The 15,644-nt window shown below is 51.5% G+C and carries 11 protein-coding genes; all 11 read left to right on the forward strand.

Annotation, left to right across the window (positions count from 1 at the left end):
* The first annotated feature begins 183 nt into the window (after nucleotides 1-183).
* The 11 genes from spoIIE to nadA all read left to right on the forward strand — a co-directional run bounded on the left by spoIIE (nucleotide 184) and on the right by nadA (nucleotide 15,608).
* Nucleotides 184-2,676, forward strand: a complete 2,493-nt coding sequence (spoIIE, locus tag H581_RS0108180) for a stage II sporulation protein E (protein WP_028609592.1) — start codon at nucleotides 184-186, stop codon at nucleotides 2,674-2,676.
* Between the two features lie 604 nt (nucleotides 2,677-3,280).
* Nucleotides 3,281-4,006 (forward strand): vWA domain-containing protein, encoded by a 726-nt coding sequence (locus H581_RS0108190; RefSeq protein ID WP_028609593.1) that lies wholly within the window; start codon nucleotides 3,281-3,283, stop codon nucleotides 4,004-4,006.
* Complete coding sequence (locus H581_RS0108195; RefSeq protein ID WP_028609594.1) at nucleotides 3,990-4,913, forward strand: protein kinase domain-containing protein; 924 nt, start codon at nucleotides 3,990-3,992, stop codon at nucleotides 4,911-4,913. The genes H581_RS0108190 and H581_RS0108195 overlap by 17 nt, the downstream gene beginning before the upstream one ends.
* Nucleotides 4,914-4,950: 37 nt before the next feature.
* The gene (gene tilS, locus H581_RS0108200; RefSeq protein WP_051250563.1) at nucleotides 4,951-6,357 is read left to right on the forward strand and encodes a tRNA lysidine(34) synthetase TilS; all 1,407 of its coding nucleotides are present in this window, start codon (nucleotides 4,951-4,953) and stop codon (nucleotides 6,355-6,357) included.
* 51 nt (nucleotides 6,358-6,408) lie between these two features.
* A complete protein-coding gene (gene hpt, locus H581_RS0108205; protein WP_028609596.1) occupies nucleotides 6,409-6,948 on the forward strand; it encodes a hypoxanthine phosphoribosyltransferase in 540 nt (179 codons plus the stop codon).
* A gap of 108 nt (nucleotides 6,949-7,056) precedes the next feature.
* Nucleotides 7,057-9,072 (forward strand): ATP-dependent zinc metalloprotease FtsH, encoded by a 2,016-nt coding sequence (gene ftsH / locus H581_RS0108210; RefSeq protein WP_028609597.1) that lies wholly within the window; start codon nucleotides 7,057-7,059, stop codon nucleotides 9,070-9,072.
* A 348-nt stretch (nucleotides 9,073-9,420) separates the two neighbouring features.
* The gene (locus H581_RS0108215; RefSeq protein WP_028609598.1) at nucleotides 9,421-10,479 is read left to right on the forward strand and encodes a BMP family lipoprotein; all 1,059 of its coding nucleotides are present in this window, start codon (nucleotides 9,421-9,423) and stop codon (nucleotides 10,477-10,479) included.
* 130 nt (nucleotides 10,480-10,609) lie between these two features.
* Entirely contained in the window at nucleotides 10,610-12,154 is a 1,545-nt protein-coding gene (locus H581_RS0108220; protein WP_028609599.1) for an ABC transporter ATP-binding protein, read from the forward strand.
* A gap of 3 nt (nucleotides 12,155-12,157) precedes the next feature.
* The gene (locus H581_RS0108225; protein WP_028609600.1) at nucleotides 12,158-13,240 is read left to right on the forward strand and encodes an ABC transporter permease; all 1,083 of its coding nucleotides are present in this window, start codon (nucleotides 12,158-12,160) and stop codon (nucleotides 13,238-13,240) included.
* 1 nt (nucleotide 13,241) lies between these two features.
* Nucleotides 13,242-14,204: an ABC transporter permease gene (locus H581_RS0108230; protein WP_028609601.1), complete on the forward strand. Its 963-nt coding sequence runs from the start codon at nucleotides 13,242-13,244 to the stop codon at nucleotides 14,202-14,204.
* A gap of 465 nt (nucleotides 14,205-14,669) precedes the next feature.
* A complete protein-coding gene (nadA, locus tag H581_RS0108235; protein WP_028609602.1) occupies nucleotides 14,670-15,608 on the forward strand; it encodes a quinolinate synthase NadA in 939 nt (312 codons plus the stop codon).
* The last annotated feature ends 36 nt before the right edge of the window (nucleotides 15,609-15,644 follow it).

A 15,644-nucleotide genomic window follows, 5' to 3' on the forward strand; every position in this document is an offset into this window, starting at 1 on the left:
GATAGGCGGCGGATAAGGCAAACCTATACGGGGCGTACATTTGACAGGGCAGTGACAATGGTTGCGTCATCAATTATTTTTGTCGGAAAAAAATTTTTGGCATGTTACGTTAACTGACAAACTTCATGCGGACAACCTCCTATAATGGGAAACACATTACATTCGGAATGGTGGTGTCTGTTAGTGGAAAAGGAAAACGCAGTGGTGTTGCCCGGTGTGAAGCGGACGAATCCAATTCGCAAGGCGATTCAAAAAGGCAGGGAATGGGCTGCAGCCCGACGCTTCATTCAAGTCTTGCTGGCAAAGAAATGGACGTTTCTGCTGGTCGGCGTCGCCTTCTTATTAGGACGGGCGGTTATATTGGAATCGCTCATGCCGTTTGCAATCGCCTATTTTGCCGTCATCTATTTCATGAGACGCGACATATACCCTTGGGTAGCGGTCTCCTTGGTAGCGGGCAGCTGGCTGACAGCTGATCCTGCGCCGATGTGGATCGCAATGGAAATTGCGGTGCTGTTTCTTTTCTTGAAAGGACTGGAGGCGTACGAGAAGGCGGAGCTGTCGTCAGCGCCGATACTGGTATTTGCATCTACGCTGCTCGTACAGCTGTTTAGCGTATTTATCGGGGATACGCTGAGCTGGTATAATTTTATGCTTGTTGTTGTAGAGGCGGCTCTCGGATTTGTGCTTACACTCGTTTTTGTGCAAGCGATTCCCGTTCTCACGATGACCAAAAAGTCAGCGACGCTCAGGAACGAGGAAATTATTTGTTTAATGATACTGCTCGCATCGGTAATGACCGGTGCGGTTGGCTGGGTGTTCTACGGCATGTCAGCCGAGCACGTAATGTCACGGTACATGCTTCTTCTGTTCGCATTAGCAGGCGGTGCGCCGCTTGGTGCTTCGGTCGGTGTAGTTGCGGGACTCATTCTGAGCTTAGCGGATTTCGGGGCGGTCGTGCAGATGAGCATGCTTGCCTTTGCGGGTCTGCTTGCGGGCTTGCTGCGTGAAGGCGGTAAAATGGCGGCTGCCTTCGGAATGCTTCTCGGCACATCGATTTTATCTATATATGTTGGCAGTCAGGCCGATGTGATGAGCTCGACCTGGGAGTCCGTTGCGGCTGCGACTCTGCTTATGCTGACGCCGCGCAGCATGATTAAGACGATCTCCCGGTATGTGCCGGGGACGAATGAGCATGCGAAATCGCAGCATGAATATGCGAAGCGGGTTCGCGAAGTGACCGCGGACCGCGTGTCGCAGTACTCGGAAGTGTTCCTTCAGCTGTCGCGCAGCTTCGGCCAGCTGAACAAATCGGTGTCGGCGCCGAAGAAGGAGGATGAGGTCGCGCATTTTATGAACGCCGTAGCGGAGCGAAGCTGCGTCAGCTGTCACCGGCAGCATGTATGCTGGGAGGATAAATTTTTCCATACCTACAATATGATGACCGAAATGATGACGACGGTGGAGGAGGACCGTGTTCCGGCGGGAAAAGAAATCCCGCGCGCCTGGTCGGCGCATTGCGTCAAATCTTCGCAGGTTCTGGTGGACATGCGTCAGCAGTACGAGCTTTATAAAAATAATATGCACTGGAAGAAGCAAATATACGACTCCCGTCAGCTTGTTGCCGATCAATTACAAGGCGTGTCGCAGGTGATGGAGGATCTGGCGAAGGAAATCAAACGGGAAGGGCAGACGCTGCATTTGCAGGAGGAGCAAATACGGGAGGCGGTGGAAGGACTCGGCTTATCGATTCAAGGCATCGATATTGTGAGCTTAGAGGAGGGAAATGTGGACATTGAGGTCTATCACTCATTCGAGAAAGGATATGATGAATGCCGCAAAATCATAGCGCCGCTGCTCAGTGATATTTTGGGCGAGCATATCGCCGTGAGGACCGAGGTGCCGCCCGTGAAGAACGGCGACCCGACGCTCGTCGCTTTTTGTTCGGCTAAGCAGTACGAGGTGGAGACCGGCATTGCGGGTGCCGCAAAGGGAGGGGATCTGCTGTCCGGAGACAGCTTCAGTATGGTCGAGCTCGGAAACGGGAAGTTTGCGGTCGCGATAAGCGACGGCATGGGCAACGGCGAGCGTGCGCGCCAGGAGAGCAGCGCGGCGTTGTCGATCCTGCAGCAGCTGCTTCAATCCGGGATGGATGAGAAGCTGGCCGTGAAATCAGTAAATTCGGTGCTGCTGCTGCGGTCCAGTGACGAAGTATTCGCGACGGTGGATTTGGCGATCGTCGATTTATATACGGCACAAACGACATTTATGAAGATCGGCTCGACGCCGAGTTTTATCAAACGCGGAAATGAAGTCATTCCGGTTACGGCTAACAACCTGCCGATCGGCATCCTGCAGGATATCGACGTGGACTTCGTATCGATGCAAATGCAGTCCGGCGATACGCTCGTCATGATGAGTGACGGTATCTACGATGCGCCGGGACATGCGGTGAACAAGGAGCTGTGGATGAAACGGATCATTAGCGAACTGGACACGGACGACCCGCAGGAGCTGGCGGATGCCTTGCTAGAAAAGGTGGTGCGTCACCACGACGGGGAGATTATCGACGACATGACCGTGCTGGTTGCGCGTATCGACAAGCATCTGCCGGAATGGGCGTCCTTCCGCTTTCCGGGCGTATCGCGCATGGAGCGTCCAAGGACGGTGAGTTAATCCAGTCCCATTAAGCTGGTTTGGAAAGGAGGATCGGAGAAGGCATCATGCATTGGAAAACGATCCGGGAGGAGGCATGATCGGGTGATTGTTGCAGAAGTCTGTTAGGCTGTCGGTTCCAATCGCGTTTTTTCGCGACCGGCGGCTAACGGGCTTTTTTGGCGTGGAAGGAAGATTTCGGCGGGACAGCGTTTTTGAAATGAAATCGGAGGGTCATTTCAATAATTGAATATAACACGCGCGATATACATAGGTTTTTCGATTGATAGTTTCCATAGTTGAAAATAATCGGCCATTTCCGGTCTTGTGCGGAAGAAGGACGATGCATATGTTCAATTCTAAGACTCTATAAGTTTTATACTTTTATGCGCTTAGAATTCTCAGCGAAACGGTTTGCGTCTTCCGGCAAGGACGAAAGGCAGGCGTTTCTGCTTGTATCTTTTTACAGTCTAGCGGTTTATCTCTCCCAAAAAAGGCAAAGCTGGTAGAAAGGCTGACGCAAAGTCTGCGCTGACGAAGCTGTGCTATACGAAATGGGCTTCGCAAACCAAGCTTATGCTTACGAAGCAATGTTTGCTTCGCAAACATCTCAGGAGGGGTAACGATGAAACAAATTCTTTTGATTACCGATGGATGCTCCAATGTTGGGTTAAGTCCGGTAGTCGCTGCCGCGCATGCGAGCTCGGAAGGAATTTCCGTTAATGTGGTCGGTGTGCTCGATCATGGCGATGTCGGTGAGCTGGGGGCGGCCGAGATAGATGAGATTGCCCGCGCCGGCGGCGGATTGAGCAGGCTCGTGAATATGCGGCAGCTGTCGCAGACGGTGCAAATGATGACGCGCAAGACCGTAGTGCAGACGATTCAGCTCGCTGTGCAGAAGGAATTAAAGCAAGTGCTCGGTAACGGGGCGATCGAAGCGTTACCGCCGGACAAACGGGGTGAAGTCGTTCGGGTCATTGATGAGCTCGGCGAGACCTCCGGGCTGCAGGTTGCGCTTCTCATCGATGCAAGCGCCAGCATGAAGCCGAAGCTGGCTGCGGTGGAAGAGGCGATTCGCGATTTGATGCTCAGCCTGCAGGCCAGACAGGGCAAGAGCGAAATAGCGGTATTTCATTTCCCGGGAACAAAGCACGGTGACGACTGCGTCATGGATCTGGACTGGACGACCCATCTGAACGGCGTTCAGGCTATCTTTCCTAGGCTGCAGATGGGAGGCACGACGCCAACGGGCCCTGCGATCATGCATGTGATTGATTTTTATCGGCGGGGGGATTATGGTAGACAGAGCAGAGACGAAACGGATGGGATGATGAGTGGCTACGTCGTTTAAAGTTGATCTTCGCCGCGGCATGGTGGTGACCGGCAAGTGGAAGCAGGGCAGCTACAAAGTGGAGCGGTTGCTTGGGGAAGGCGCAAACGGTAAAGTATATCTTGTACAGCGCGATCGGAACTGGTTTGCGCTAAAGCTGGGTTCGGATGCCGTAGATCTGCAGTCGGAGATTAATGTGCTGCAGTCGCTGGCTAAGCAGAGGCAGCAGGGGCACGAGTCCTTCCTGTACGACGTAGATGATTTATACGGACCCGACGGGCGCGAATATCCTTTCTATATTATGCGTTATGTGCTCGGTTCGACGCTTGCCGAATATTTGAAAAACCAGGGACCGGAGTGGTTTCCGCTAGTGGGTCTGAATTTGCTCGTCAAGCTGTCGAGACTGCATCTGGCAGGCTGGGTTTTCGGCGATTTGAAGGTGGAAAATGTGCTAGTGGCCGATTATGCTCATGTTGAGCTTGTCGATTACGGCGGCGTAACGGCGTGCGGCAAAAGCATCCGCCAGTTTACGGAGATATATGACCGCGGCTATTGGAACGAGGGCTCGAGGCAGGCAGATGCGAAATACGATTTATTTTCCTTCGGCGTCCTTTGCATCCAGCTGCATGAACCAAAGCGGTTGCATCAGCTTACGAAAGAAATGCTGCCGCAGAACCGTTGCGCAGACGATCTTGTACAAATCGCGGAAGCAAGCGCGGCGCTGAAGCCGGTTGCGGGCTGGCTGCGTAAAGCGTTCGCCGGGCAATTCACGGATGCCGACGAAGGGGCTGCGGCATGGCGGCAGTTGATGCACCGGCGGGATACGCACAGGTCTTCCCGTATTCCGGGGTGGTTGAAGGGACTGGCTGCAGGTACGGCCGCGCTGCTGGCGACTTCGGCATTTTGGCTGCTGCGGTATATGCTTTAGTTCCCGGCGTTGTAGAGAGATGAGGGTGAGGATACGAATGAATCTGCGAAACGAACTAGAGAGAGCCGGAGCGGAACGGCTGCTGTGGCCGGAAGGAGCCCGGATCGTAGCGGCCGTGTCCGGCGGTCCGGATTCCATGGCAATGCTTCACATGCTGGCTGCCCTCGCTCGGGAGGGGAAGCTGACGGTCATCGCAGCGCATGTGAATCACGGTTTTCGCATGAAAGAATCTGCTCATGAGATGGAGACCGTGAAGGCCTACGCAGAGAAGCTGGGTGTGCCATGCGAGACCATCGTTCTGGATATGCCTTCTTATATAGTAGAGACGCGTTTGAACGGACAAGCTGCTTCCCGTGAGAGGAGGTACGCATTTTTGCATGAGATTGCAGAGCGTTACGGCGCTTCCCGCATTGCCCTTGCGCATCATGCGGACGATCAGGCCGAAACCGTTCTTATGCGTTTGCTCCGAGGAACGGGCCTAACGGGGCTCGCCGGCATGCTTAGCAAAAGACGCGAAAAAAACGTGGAACTTATTCGCCCGATGCTTCGTATGAAGAAATCAGACATTCTTCGTTACTGCGAAGAACATCATGTGCCGTTCTGCATCGACAGCAGTAACAAGGAACGCTATTATTTCCGGAATATCATCCGGCTGGATATTTTGCCTTATTTGTCGCAGTATAACCCGCAGCTGTCCCAATCGTTACAACGGCTGGCAGAAGTGGCCGGCGCGGAAGACGATTGGATGGAGAAGCAGACCGAGGCGCTATTCGCGCAGCACGTAACGTTATCCCCCGATGAATGTGCGGTTAGCTGCATCGATTTCAGCGCTCTCCATGTCGCTTTACAAAGGAGATTGATTAAACTAATATTAAGTTATCTTTCTACCGAAACGGAAAAGATCGCCTTCGAGCAGATTGAGACGATGCGGCTTGCCGCTTCCGATTATGCGCCGGGGACTTGGCGAATGGATGCCGGGGCAGGAATTCGCTGCTTACGGGAATACGATGCGATGCGATGGCTGCGGCTGCATACGCTTGAAGGCTCCCGGGATTATGAGTATGAAGTGGCAAGAGATCAGGGCAGCTTGACGGCTGAACCAAGCGGCTGGACGTTTCATTTCGTCCAAACGGCTCCGGGACTAAGCTGCAAGCCTGCTTCGCGTTATGAAGCCTGCTTTGATGCATCGGAGTTGACCTACCCGCTTATCGTTCGAAATCGGCGTCCAGGCGACAGAATTCAAGTTTTAGGATTAAATGGTTCAAAAAAAGTGCAAGATATGTTCGTTGACGAGAAAATTGCCCCGTCGGAGCGGGAGCGGTACCCGCTGCTCTTCGATGCATCCGGGCGTTTGCTCTGGATTCCCGGCATTCGCAGGTCGAATCACGCGCTTACGGAAGCCCGCTCGCAAGACGTGCTGTTCATAAGGGCGCACAACGAATAAGAAGCACTGGTACACTCATAAACATAGTTAAGGCGTAGGGGGATTTCTACTTTGCAGAACGATATTCAAGAAGTACTGTACAACGAGCAGCAGATCAGCGAGAAAGTGAAAGAGCTGGGCGCTATACTAAGCAAGGACTTCAGCGGACGTAATCCGCTCGTTATTTGCGTCCTTAAAGGCGCATTTATTTTTATGGCCGATTTGGTGAAGGAAATTACGGTGCCGCTTGAAATTGATTTTATGGCAGTATCCAGCTACGGGCAGTCAACGAAATCTTCCGGCGTCGTCAAGATTATTAAAGACCTCGACGTATCCGTCGAAGACCGGGCTGTACTCATCGTGGAGGATATTATTGACAGCGGGCTGACGCTTAGTTATTTAATTGACGTGCTGGAGCGCCGCAATGCGAAATCGGTTACGGTCGTAACCTTGTTCGATAAGCCTGCGCGCCGTACGGTCGATCTGCAAGCTGATTATACGGGATTCACGCTGCCGGACGAGTTTGTCGTCGGCTACGGTCTCGATTTCGCCGAAAAATACCGCAATCTTCCTTATATAGGTATTTTGAAGCCGCAGGTTTATGAGAAATAGCGGTAATGAAATAGCGATTCACCCGTACATGCCCTCTCCGTATACCTCTATTGTTATGGAAAGTCATGCTATGGTAAAATATTTTAAGCGTCTGAGAGGAGGTTGGGGATGAATCGGATCATCCGTAATACTGGTTTTTATTTAATTATCTTTTTGGTAACCGTTGGGATTTTTCAATTTATCAGCAGCCAAAATGACCCGAACGTTGAATTGCGATACGACGAGCTTCGGGCTGCGATTGAATCGGGCAATGTCAAAGAAATTAGCCTCAAGTATGAGAATCAAACGTATTATGTTACAGGTAAATATAATAACAAGCCTGCAGACGCGGAAACCGATCAGTTTGTATCAAGGATAGGGATCAGCGCGGAAGCGCAGATGCGCGAGTGGTCGGAAGAGTTCGGTTTTGCTTTAAGCAATAAAGAGATGGACCAGCCTAGCATTTGGCTGACGTTCCTTACTTCCATTATTCCGTTTATCATTATTTTCGTCCTGTTCTTCTTCTTAATGAATCAAGCTCAGGGCGGCGGCGGCAAAGTGATGAACTTTGGCAAGAGCAAGGCTCGCCTGTACAACGAAGAGAAGAAACGGATTACTTTCGAAGATGTGGCGGGGGCAGACGAGGAGAAGCAAGAGCTCGTTGAGGTCGTTGATTTCTTGAAGGATCCGCGTAAATTCAATCTCGTTGGCGCTCGCATACCGAAGGGCGTATTGCTTGTCGGTCCTCCGGGTACCGGTAAAACATTGCTGGCCCGTGCGGTTGCCGGCGAAGCGGGTGTGCCGTTCTTCAGCATCTCCGGCTCCGATTTCGTCGAAATGTTTGTCGGTGTCGGCGCATCGCGCGTACGCGATTTGTTCGAGAACGCGAAGAAGAACGCGCCTTGTATTATCTTTATCGATGAAATTGACGCGGTAGGCCGTCAGCGCGGCGCCGGACTCGGCGGCGGGCATGACGAACGCGAACAGACGCTCAACCAATTGCTCGTCGAGATGGACGGCTTTGGCGCAAATGAAGGCATCATTATCATTGCCGCAACGAACCGTCCGGACATACTTGACCCGGCACTCCTTCGTCCAGGCCGTTTCGACCGTCAAATTACGGTTGACCGTCCAGATGTGAAGGGCCGTGAAGCGGTACTTAAGGTACATGCCCGCAATAAGCCGTTGGCGAAGGATGTTAAGCTGGATGTCATCGCGAAGCGCACGACGGGCTTCAGCGGCGCGGATCTCGAGAATTTGCTCAACGAAGCGGCGCTTCTTGCCGCCCGCCGCAATAAGAAGGATATCGCCATGGTAGAGGTTGACGATGCCATTGACCGCGTTATCGTCGGTACGGAGAAGAAGAGCCGTGTCATCAGCGATCGCGAGAAAAGAATCGTTGCCTACCACGAGGCGGGACACACGATCGCAGGATTCTTCCTGGAGCATGCGGATACGGTGCACAAGGTTACCATCATTCCGCGCGGACGCGCCGGCGGCTACGTTATCATGCTGCCTAAGGAAGACCGTATGCTTGTGACGAAGCAGGAGCTGCTTGATAAAGTGTGCGGCTTGCTTGCTGGCCGCGTAGCGGAAGAGTTGTTCATCGGCGAGATCGGAACCGGCGCATACAGCGACTTTAAACAAGCTACAGGCATCGTGCGCAGCATGATCATGGAGTACGGAATGAGCGAGAAGCTGGGACCTATGCAGTTCGGCAGCTCGCAAGGACAGGTATTCCTGGGACGCGATATCGGACATGAACAGAACTACTCCGATGCGATCGCGTATGAGATTGACCAAGAGATGCAGAATTTTATTACAACCTGCTACGACCGTACGAAGAAGCTTCTTACGGAGAAGAGCAAGGAAATGCATCTGATTGCTCAGACGCTGCTTAGCGAAGAAACGCTTGAGCTTGAGCAAATCAAGAGCCTGATCGAGAAGGGTACGTTGAAAGGCAAAGAAGGCGGAGAAGGCGGTTCATCTTCGGAAACGCCGGCTGCCGATTCCACAGCGGAACCGCTCGTAGAGACGGTTGGAGACGTGAAGGTGCGTATTCAAACCCGTGATCAGGATGAACAGTCTCAAGGTCCTGTCCTTGAGAAACGCGATCTTCCTGAAGATCCGGACACCAAAGAGTAGGCCCACGACCCGCGAATGAAGCAAATAGTCGTTCCATTACTCAATGAGTAGGGGACGACTATTTTTTGCTTTATTAATGTTCGGATTTAGCCTATAATATGGATATAAACCTTTCAGCAAAAACTTGAAATCTAACGCGAAGGTTTATCTTTTTTGGCCAAAATATTACATACATGTTACACGTAAACGCAAATACTGATTATATGTAAGAAAACTTAACATCTAATCATTGACGTTTAATTTTTTGTAACTATAATGAAATAATAGCGGCCGGGAACAGCAAGAATAAGAAGGTAAACGGGGTTGCATTGCAGGCCAAAACAAAATTTAGTAAGGGAGAGCACACCAATGAAAAAGACATTTAGCTTAATGCTAGTGCTGGTCGTAGCACTGACGCTTGTGTTATCGGCATGCGGAGCGAAGACGAACAACGAGGGCGGAGCAGGCGCAAACACGAATACCAATAAAGATGAGGTCGCTTCGGACGAGACCGGCAAAGATTTCAGGATCGGGATGGTTACTGACGTTGGCGGCGTAAATGACAAGTCGTTTAACCAAAGCGCATGGGAAGCTCTTGAGAAAGTGAAGGCCGAGACTGGTGCACAAATAAAAGTACTGGAAAGTAAAGGCGACGCTGACATGGAGCCTAACCTGAACAGCTTCGTTAAAGAAGGCTTTGATCTGACTTGGGGTATCGGCTTCTTGTTTTTTGACGCGTTGACTAAGGTAGCGGCTGAGAACCCGGATTCCAAGCTTGCGGTTATCGACAGCGTTATTGAAGCGCCGAACGTGGCTTCCGTTACTTTCGCCGAGCATGAAGGCTCCTATCTAGTCGGCGTTGTTGCAGGCTTGATGACAAAAACGAATAAAATCGGGTTTGTAGGCGGCTTGGAGATTCCGGTTATCAAAAAATTTGAAGCCGGATTTAAAGCCGGGATTGCGGCCGTTAACCCGGACGCTAAGCTTGAAATCAACTATACGGGCGATTTCGGCAAGCCGGATCTTGGCAAACTGGCTGCAGCTACGATGTACGATGCCGGCGTCGATATTATTTTCCACGCAGCAGGCGGTACAGGTAACGGGGTATTCAACGAGGCGACTACACGTAAGAAGAACGGCGATGCGATTTGGGTTATCGGTGTAGATAAAGACCAATCGCTGGAATTTGGCGATGAAGTTACGCTTACTTCGATGATGAAGGGCGTAGATACGGCTGTTCATAAAGTATCCAAGGATCTGATCGCAGGCAATTGGGCCGGCGGAACTACACAAGAGCTAGGTTTGAAGGATGACGCGGTAGGCTTGCCGGAGACGTCGTCGAAGAATGTTCCTGCCGATGTACTGGCAAAGGTTGAAGAATATAAACAAAAAATCGTAAGCGGCGAAATTAAGGTGCCGACTGAATAGTTTCCGTCATCCAAAGGTATCCTTTGTGTGAGGATCGTTTGTCGATGTATCAGACAAGACCGGCTTCGGCCGGTCTTTATCCTTTTTTAAACGCATGAAAGTAAATGTTTTCCGGGGGAGATGATAAGGAATGGACCGGAGCTTGACAGCCGTACAGCTGAAAGGAATAACGAAGCGCTTTGGCAGCTTTGTTGCGAACGACTCGATTGATTTTGAGTTAAAGAAAGGCCAAATTCATGCCCTGCTTGGCGAGAATGGAGCAGGCAAGTCTACGCTTATGAACATTGTCTTCGGATTATATCAGCCTGAGGAAGGCGAAATTTGGGTTAATGGCCAGAAAACGGTAATTGATGGTGCCGCTAAGGCGATCGATCTTGGCATCGGTATGGTGCATCAGCATTTTAAGCTGGTACAGCCTTTCACGGTTGCAGAAAATATTGTGCTCGGCAATGAGCCTGTCAAAGGGCTGAAAATCGATTATAAGCTTGCAAATGAGAAGGTTCGGAACATATCCGAGCGCTATGGTTTGAAAGTAGATCCGCAGGTGCGGATTCAAGATATTACCGTTGGCATGCAGCAGCGGGTAGAGATATTAAAAACATTGTATCGCGGAGCGGAAATCATTATTTTCGACGAGCCTACCGCGGTGCTGACCGTACAAGAAATTGAGGAACTCATTGAAATCATTCGCAGCCTGGCGGCTGAGGGCAAGTCCATTATCATTATTACGCATAAGCTGAAGGAAGTAATGGCTCTTGCCGATATGGTGACCGTCATCAGGAGAGGCAAGGTCATTCGGACGCTCTCGACAGAGGAGACTAACGAACAGCAGCTTGCTGAGCTGATGGTTGGCCGTGACGTTAATTTTCAGGTCGAGAAGACAAAGCGCAAGGCGGGAGAAGTCGTGCTGTCGGTTGATTCCTTGCAAATGAAAGGCGAGCAGGGCAAGAACGCATTGAACGGCGTAAGCTTTGATGTGCGCTCTGGCGAAATCGTCGGGATCGCCGGCGTTGACGGTAATGGTCAAAGCGAGCTTATTTATGCGATTACGGGTATGCGCTCCGTCAGCGGGGGCAGCGTGAAGCTCAATGGACGGGATATCACGAATCGATCGCCGAGGGAGATTTCGGTGGCGGGCATCGGACATATTCCGGAAGACCGGCATAAGCATGGGCTTGTGCTTGATTTCACGCTTAGCGAGAACATGATACTCGGCAACTATTTTGAGCCTCAATATGGACGATATGGATTTATTGATTATGGGGCGATGGATAAGCTGGCGGACAAGCTGGTCGAGGAGTTCGATGTCCGGGCGTCGGGCATTGGGGCGCAAGCGCGGGCGTTGTCTGGCGGCAATCAGCAGAAAGCGATCATTGCGCGAGAGCTTCACAAAAATCCGGATCTGCTCATTGCGGTTCAACCGACTCGCGGTCTGGATATCGGAGCGATTGAATACGTCCATAAGCGTCTTGTGCAGGCCCGAAATGAAGGGAAAGCAATTCTGCTCGTATCCTTCGAGCTCGATGAGCTCTATGCGTTATCCGACCGCATTGCGGTCATGTATGAAGGCAGGCTGATGGGCGAAGTTGACGCGGAGAACAGAAATGACCAACAGCTGGGCCTCATGATGGCCGGCGATAAAACGGCGGCGGCTGTATCGGGGAAAGGGGGGTAGCGCGTGGAAACGATAAAGAAGGTTTTTAATAAATCGTCTATCCTTGTTCCGGCTATCGCGATCCTGCTTGGTTTAATGGTCGGAGCGATTGCGATGCTGGCCGGCGGTTATAATCCGTTATTGGCGTATTCCTCTTTGTTGGATAAGCTGTTCAGCAGCCCGTATAACATGGGGGAAGCCATTCGTGCGATTACGCCGCTTATTTTTACGGGCATTGCCGTTGCGTTTGCGTTCCGTACAGGCCTGTTCAACATTGGCGTCGAAGGACAATTCGTTATGGGGATGACGGGCGCGACAATCATAGGCGTAACGCTTGATTTGCCCTGGTACATTCATGCGCCGCTTGCCGTTATTACGGGCGCTTTATTCGGCGGGTTGTGGGCGGCCATAGCGGGAGTGCTGAAAGCGACGCGCGGCGTTAACGAGGTTATCTCTTCCATCATGCTGAACTGGATCGCTTTATTCTTATCGAACTATATTGTGGCGACGTATCTGGTGGAGAAAGGCCAGCAGAAGACAAGGCCCGTTCATGAATCCGCGATGCTGACGATCGATTGGCTGATCGAGCTGATGGATAAAGCGCGGATGCACTGGGGAACGTTTGTGGCCCTCATTTGCATCGCCGTCTTTTACATTCTGCTCTGGCGTACGAAGCAGGGCTTTGAGCTGCGGGCCGTCGGCCATAATCCCGATGCCGCCCAATACGCGGGGATGAACGTTAACCGAACGATAGTGAAATCCATGTTCATCAGCGGCGTATTCGCCGGGCTTGGAGGCGTATTCGAGATTTTGGGCGTATTCGGCTATCAGACGGTTATGGCCGCTTCATGGGGCTACGGTTTTGATGGCATAGCGGTCGCTTTGCTGGGCGGCAATACGCCGGTCGGCGTACTGTTGGGCGCCATCCTGTTCGGCGGACTGAACTACGGCTCAACCGGCATGAGCTTCGGCGCGGGCGTTCCGTCCGAGGTAGTCCGGATCGTAATCGGTTCGGTCATTTTCTTCGTTGCTTCGCACGGTCTTGTGAAATGGTTCATCAAGCCTTTCTTTATAAAACGCGCGGACAAGCGGAAGGAGGCGGTGTAGCATGAACGTGTTAGAGGTCATTGGGCAGCTTATCAATGTCACGCTTGTATTCTCCACCGCATTAATTTTCACGGCGCTCGGAGGCATGTACTCGGAGCGGTCCGGCGTCGTCAATATCGGGCTGGAAGGCCTGATGGTATCCGGCGCATTTGCCGCTGCGGTCATGACGGATTACGCAAGCCAAGCAGGGCTTGCGGCTTCCGCTCCTTGGGTCGGATTTATGGCGGCGGCGATTTACGGCGTATTGGTTGCGCTGCTTCATGCGGTATCCACAATTACGTTCCGGGCGGATCAGACCGTTGTCGGGGTGGTCATTAACATCTTCGCGCTTGGTTTAGCCATCTATTTAACCAAAAGCTTGTATGAGGGCTCCGGCCAAACGCCGCAGCTTGCGTACGTGTTCGATAAATGGGCGATTCCGGTGCTGAAGGATATTCCATTGCTCGGCAAAGCATTCTTTACGGCTTATCCGACGACGTACATCGTAATCGCGATTGCGGTCATCAGCTACTTTGTCCTGTTCCGTACGCCGTTCGGCCTGAGGCTGCGCGCGGTAGGCGAGCATCCAAGCTCGGCGGATACGGTCGGGATCAGCGTAACGAAGTATCGTTATATCGGCGTTCTGCTTAGCGGCGCTTTGGCCGGTCTCGGCGGGGCAACCATTACGCTGACGACGACAAGCAGCTTTGCTCATAACACGATTTCCGGACAAGGCTTTATTGCGCTGGCCGCGCTGATCTTCGGCAAATGGAATCCGCTTGGCGTCGTTGGAGCGGCCTTGTTCTTCGGACTTGCTCAGGCGCTTCGTAATTTCGCGCAGCTGTTTGAGTTCTCGAAGCAAATTCCGGTTGAGTTTTTCTACATGCTTCCATACGTGCTGACGCTTATTGTGCTTGCAGGAGCGGTGGGACGTTCCAATGCGCCTTCCGCGCTTGGACAGCCGTATGACCCGGCCAAACGGTAGAGTTTAGCTTATATAAGGCTTCGTTTCGAATACGGAACGGAGCCTTTTGTCAATATAATCCATTATAAGTTTAGCGCTTTATAACGGGTTTTATTTCACCGTCAAACGACGGCGTGCTTTGACAAGGACGCTGCAAATCGTTTCTGCAGGAATTCTAAGAATTTATAAGTTTCACACTTATTCGTACTTAGAATTCACCGCGAAACGTTAGCTTTTGCCGCCAATGGACGGCGATAGCCGTTTCCGCTTTGATTATTTTGAAATTGCACCCGATAATGGCCTTTAATACATTGACAGTAGCATCTGCCAAGTGTAAATTAAATCTTAATCAAATGAATTTATGCCTTTTGGTTTAAACTATAGGCAAGCGACTTTCTAAGTTTGTGCATCAATTCACAAAGTCGAGCTTGCCGGAATTCGGAATGGGTCTTTAGGCCCATCCCTCACAAGAGGAGAGGATCTATTGTGGAAGCACTGGCACTGGAACGCAAAGCGGAACAAAACCGTGAGCTGCGTGAACGGCTGTTGCAGTTGAAGAAAGAGCGGAATGCAATCATTTTAGCGCATTATTATCAACGGGATGAAATTCAAGAGGTGGCTGATTTCCGCGGGGACTCCTTCCTGCTTGCACAGAAGGCCGCGCAGACGGATGCCGACGTCATTGTTTTTTGCGGCGTTCATTTTATGGGCGAGAGCGCAAAGATTTTAGCACCAAATAAAACGGTCATCATTCCTGACGAGCGTGCGGGCTGCCCGATGGCCGACATGGTTAACGTGGACGGCCTGCGCAAGCTGAAGGCGCAGCATCCGAACGCGAAGGTTGTAACATACATCAATTCGTCGGCAGAGATTAAAGCGGAGACGGACATTTGCTGTACCTCGGCGAATGCGGTTAAAGTTGTTAATTCGGTTGAAGGCGATGAGGTTATTTGGGTACCGGACAAAAATCTGGGTCATTACGTGCAGCAGAATACCGATAAAAAAATGATTATTTGGGAAGGTTACTGCAACACGCACGACATGTTAACCGTCAAAGATGTAGAAGAAATGAAAGCGAAATATCCGAACGCGCAATTTGTCGTTCACCCGGAATGCCGCCCGGAGGTTGTAGAATTAGGCGATTTTGTCGGCAGCACAACCGCCATCATTAAATATTGCAAGGAATCCGATTGCAAGGAATTCATTGTCGGGACTGAGGATGGAACCGGTTATCAACTGAGACTGGACAGCCCGGACAAAACCTTCCATTTTGCATCCAAATACTTGGTTTGCCCGAACATGAAGGTGAATAATTTGAAGAAGCTCGTGAAATGCCTGGAAACGATGCAGCCTCAAATTTATGTACCGCCGCATGTTGCGGATCAAGCTCGCAAGTCCTTGGAGCGCATGCTGCTCGTGAAGTAGCATATGCTGCTTCTTATGTATAATTTGGAGGGGCCA

Origin of the sequence: Paenibacillus harenae DSM 16969 (assembly GCF_000422465.1) — a bacterium.
GTDB classification, from domain to species: Bacteria; Bacillota; Bacilli; order Paenibacillales; family Paenibacillaceae; genus Pristimantibacillus; species Pristimantibacillus harenae.

Excerpts from the sequence above, each read along its gene's own strand:
- H581_RS0108190 (WP_028609593.1), top strand. The coding sequence starts at position 3,281 with ATGAAACAAATTCTTTTGATTACCGATGGATGCTCCAATGTTGGGTTA.
- tilS (WP_051250563.1), top strand. The coding sequence starts at position 4,951 with ATGAATCTGCGAAACGAACTAGAGAGAGCCGGAGCGGAACGGCTGCTG.
- ftsH (WP_028609597.1), top strand. The coding sequence starts at position 7,057 with ATGAATCGGATCATCCGTAATACTGGTTTTTATTTAATTATCTTTTTG.
- H581_RS0108215 (WP_028609598.1), top strand. The coding sequence starts at position 9,421 with ATGAAAAAGACATTTAGCTTAATGCTAGTGCTGGTCGTAGCACTGACG.
- H581_RS0108220 (WP_028609599.1), top strand. The coding sequence starts at position 10,610 with ATGGACCGGAGCTTGACAGCCGTACAGCTGAAAGGAATAACGAAGCGC.
- H581_RS0108230 (WP_028609601.1), top strand. The coding sequence starts at position 13,242 with ATGAACGTGTTAGAGGTCATTGGGCAGCTTATCAATGTCACGCTTGTA.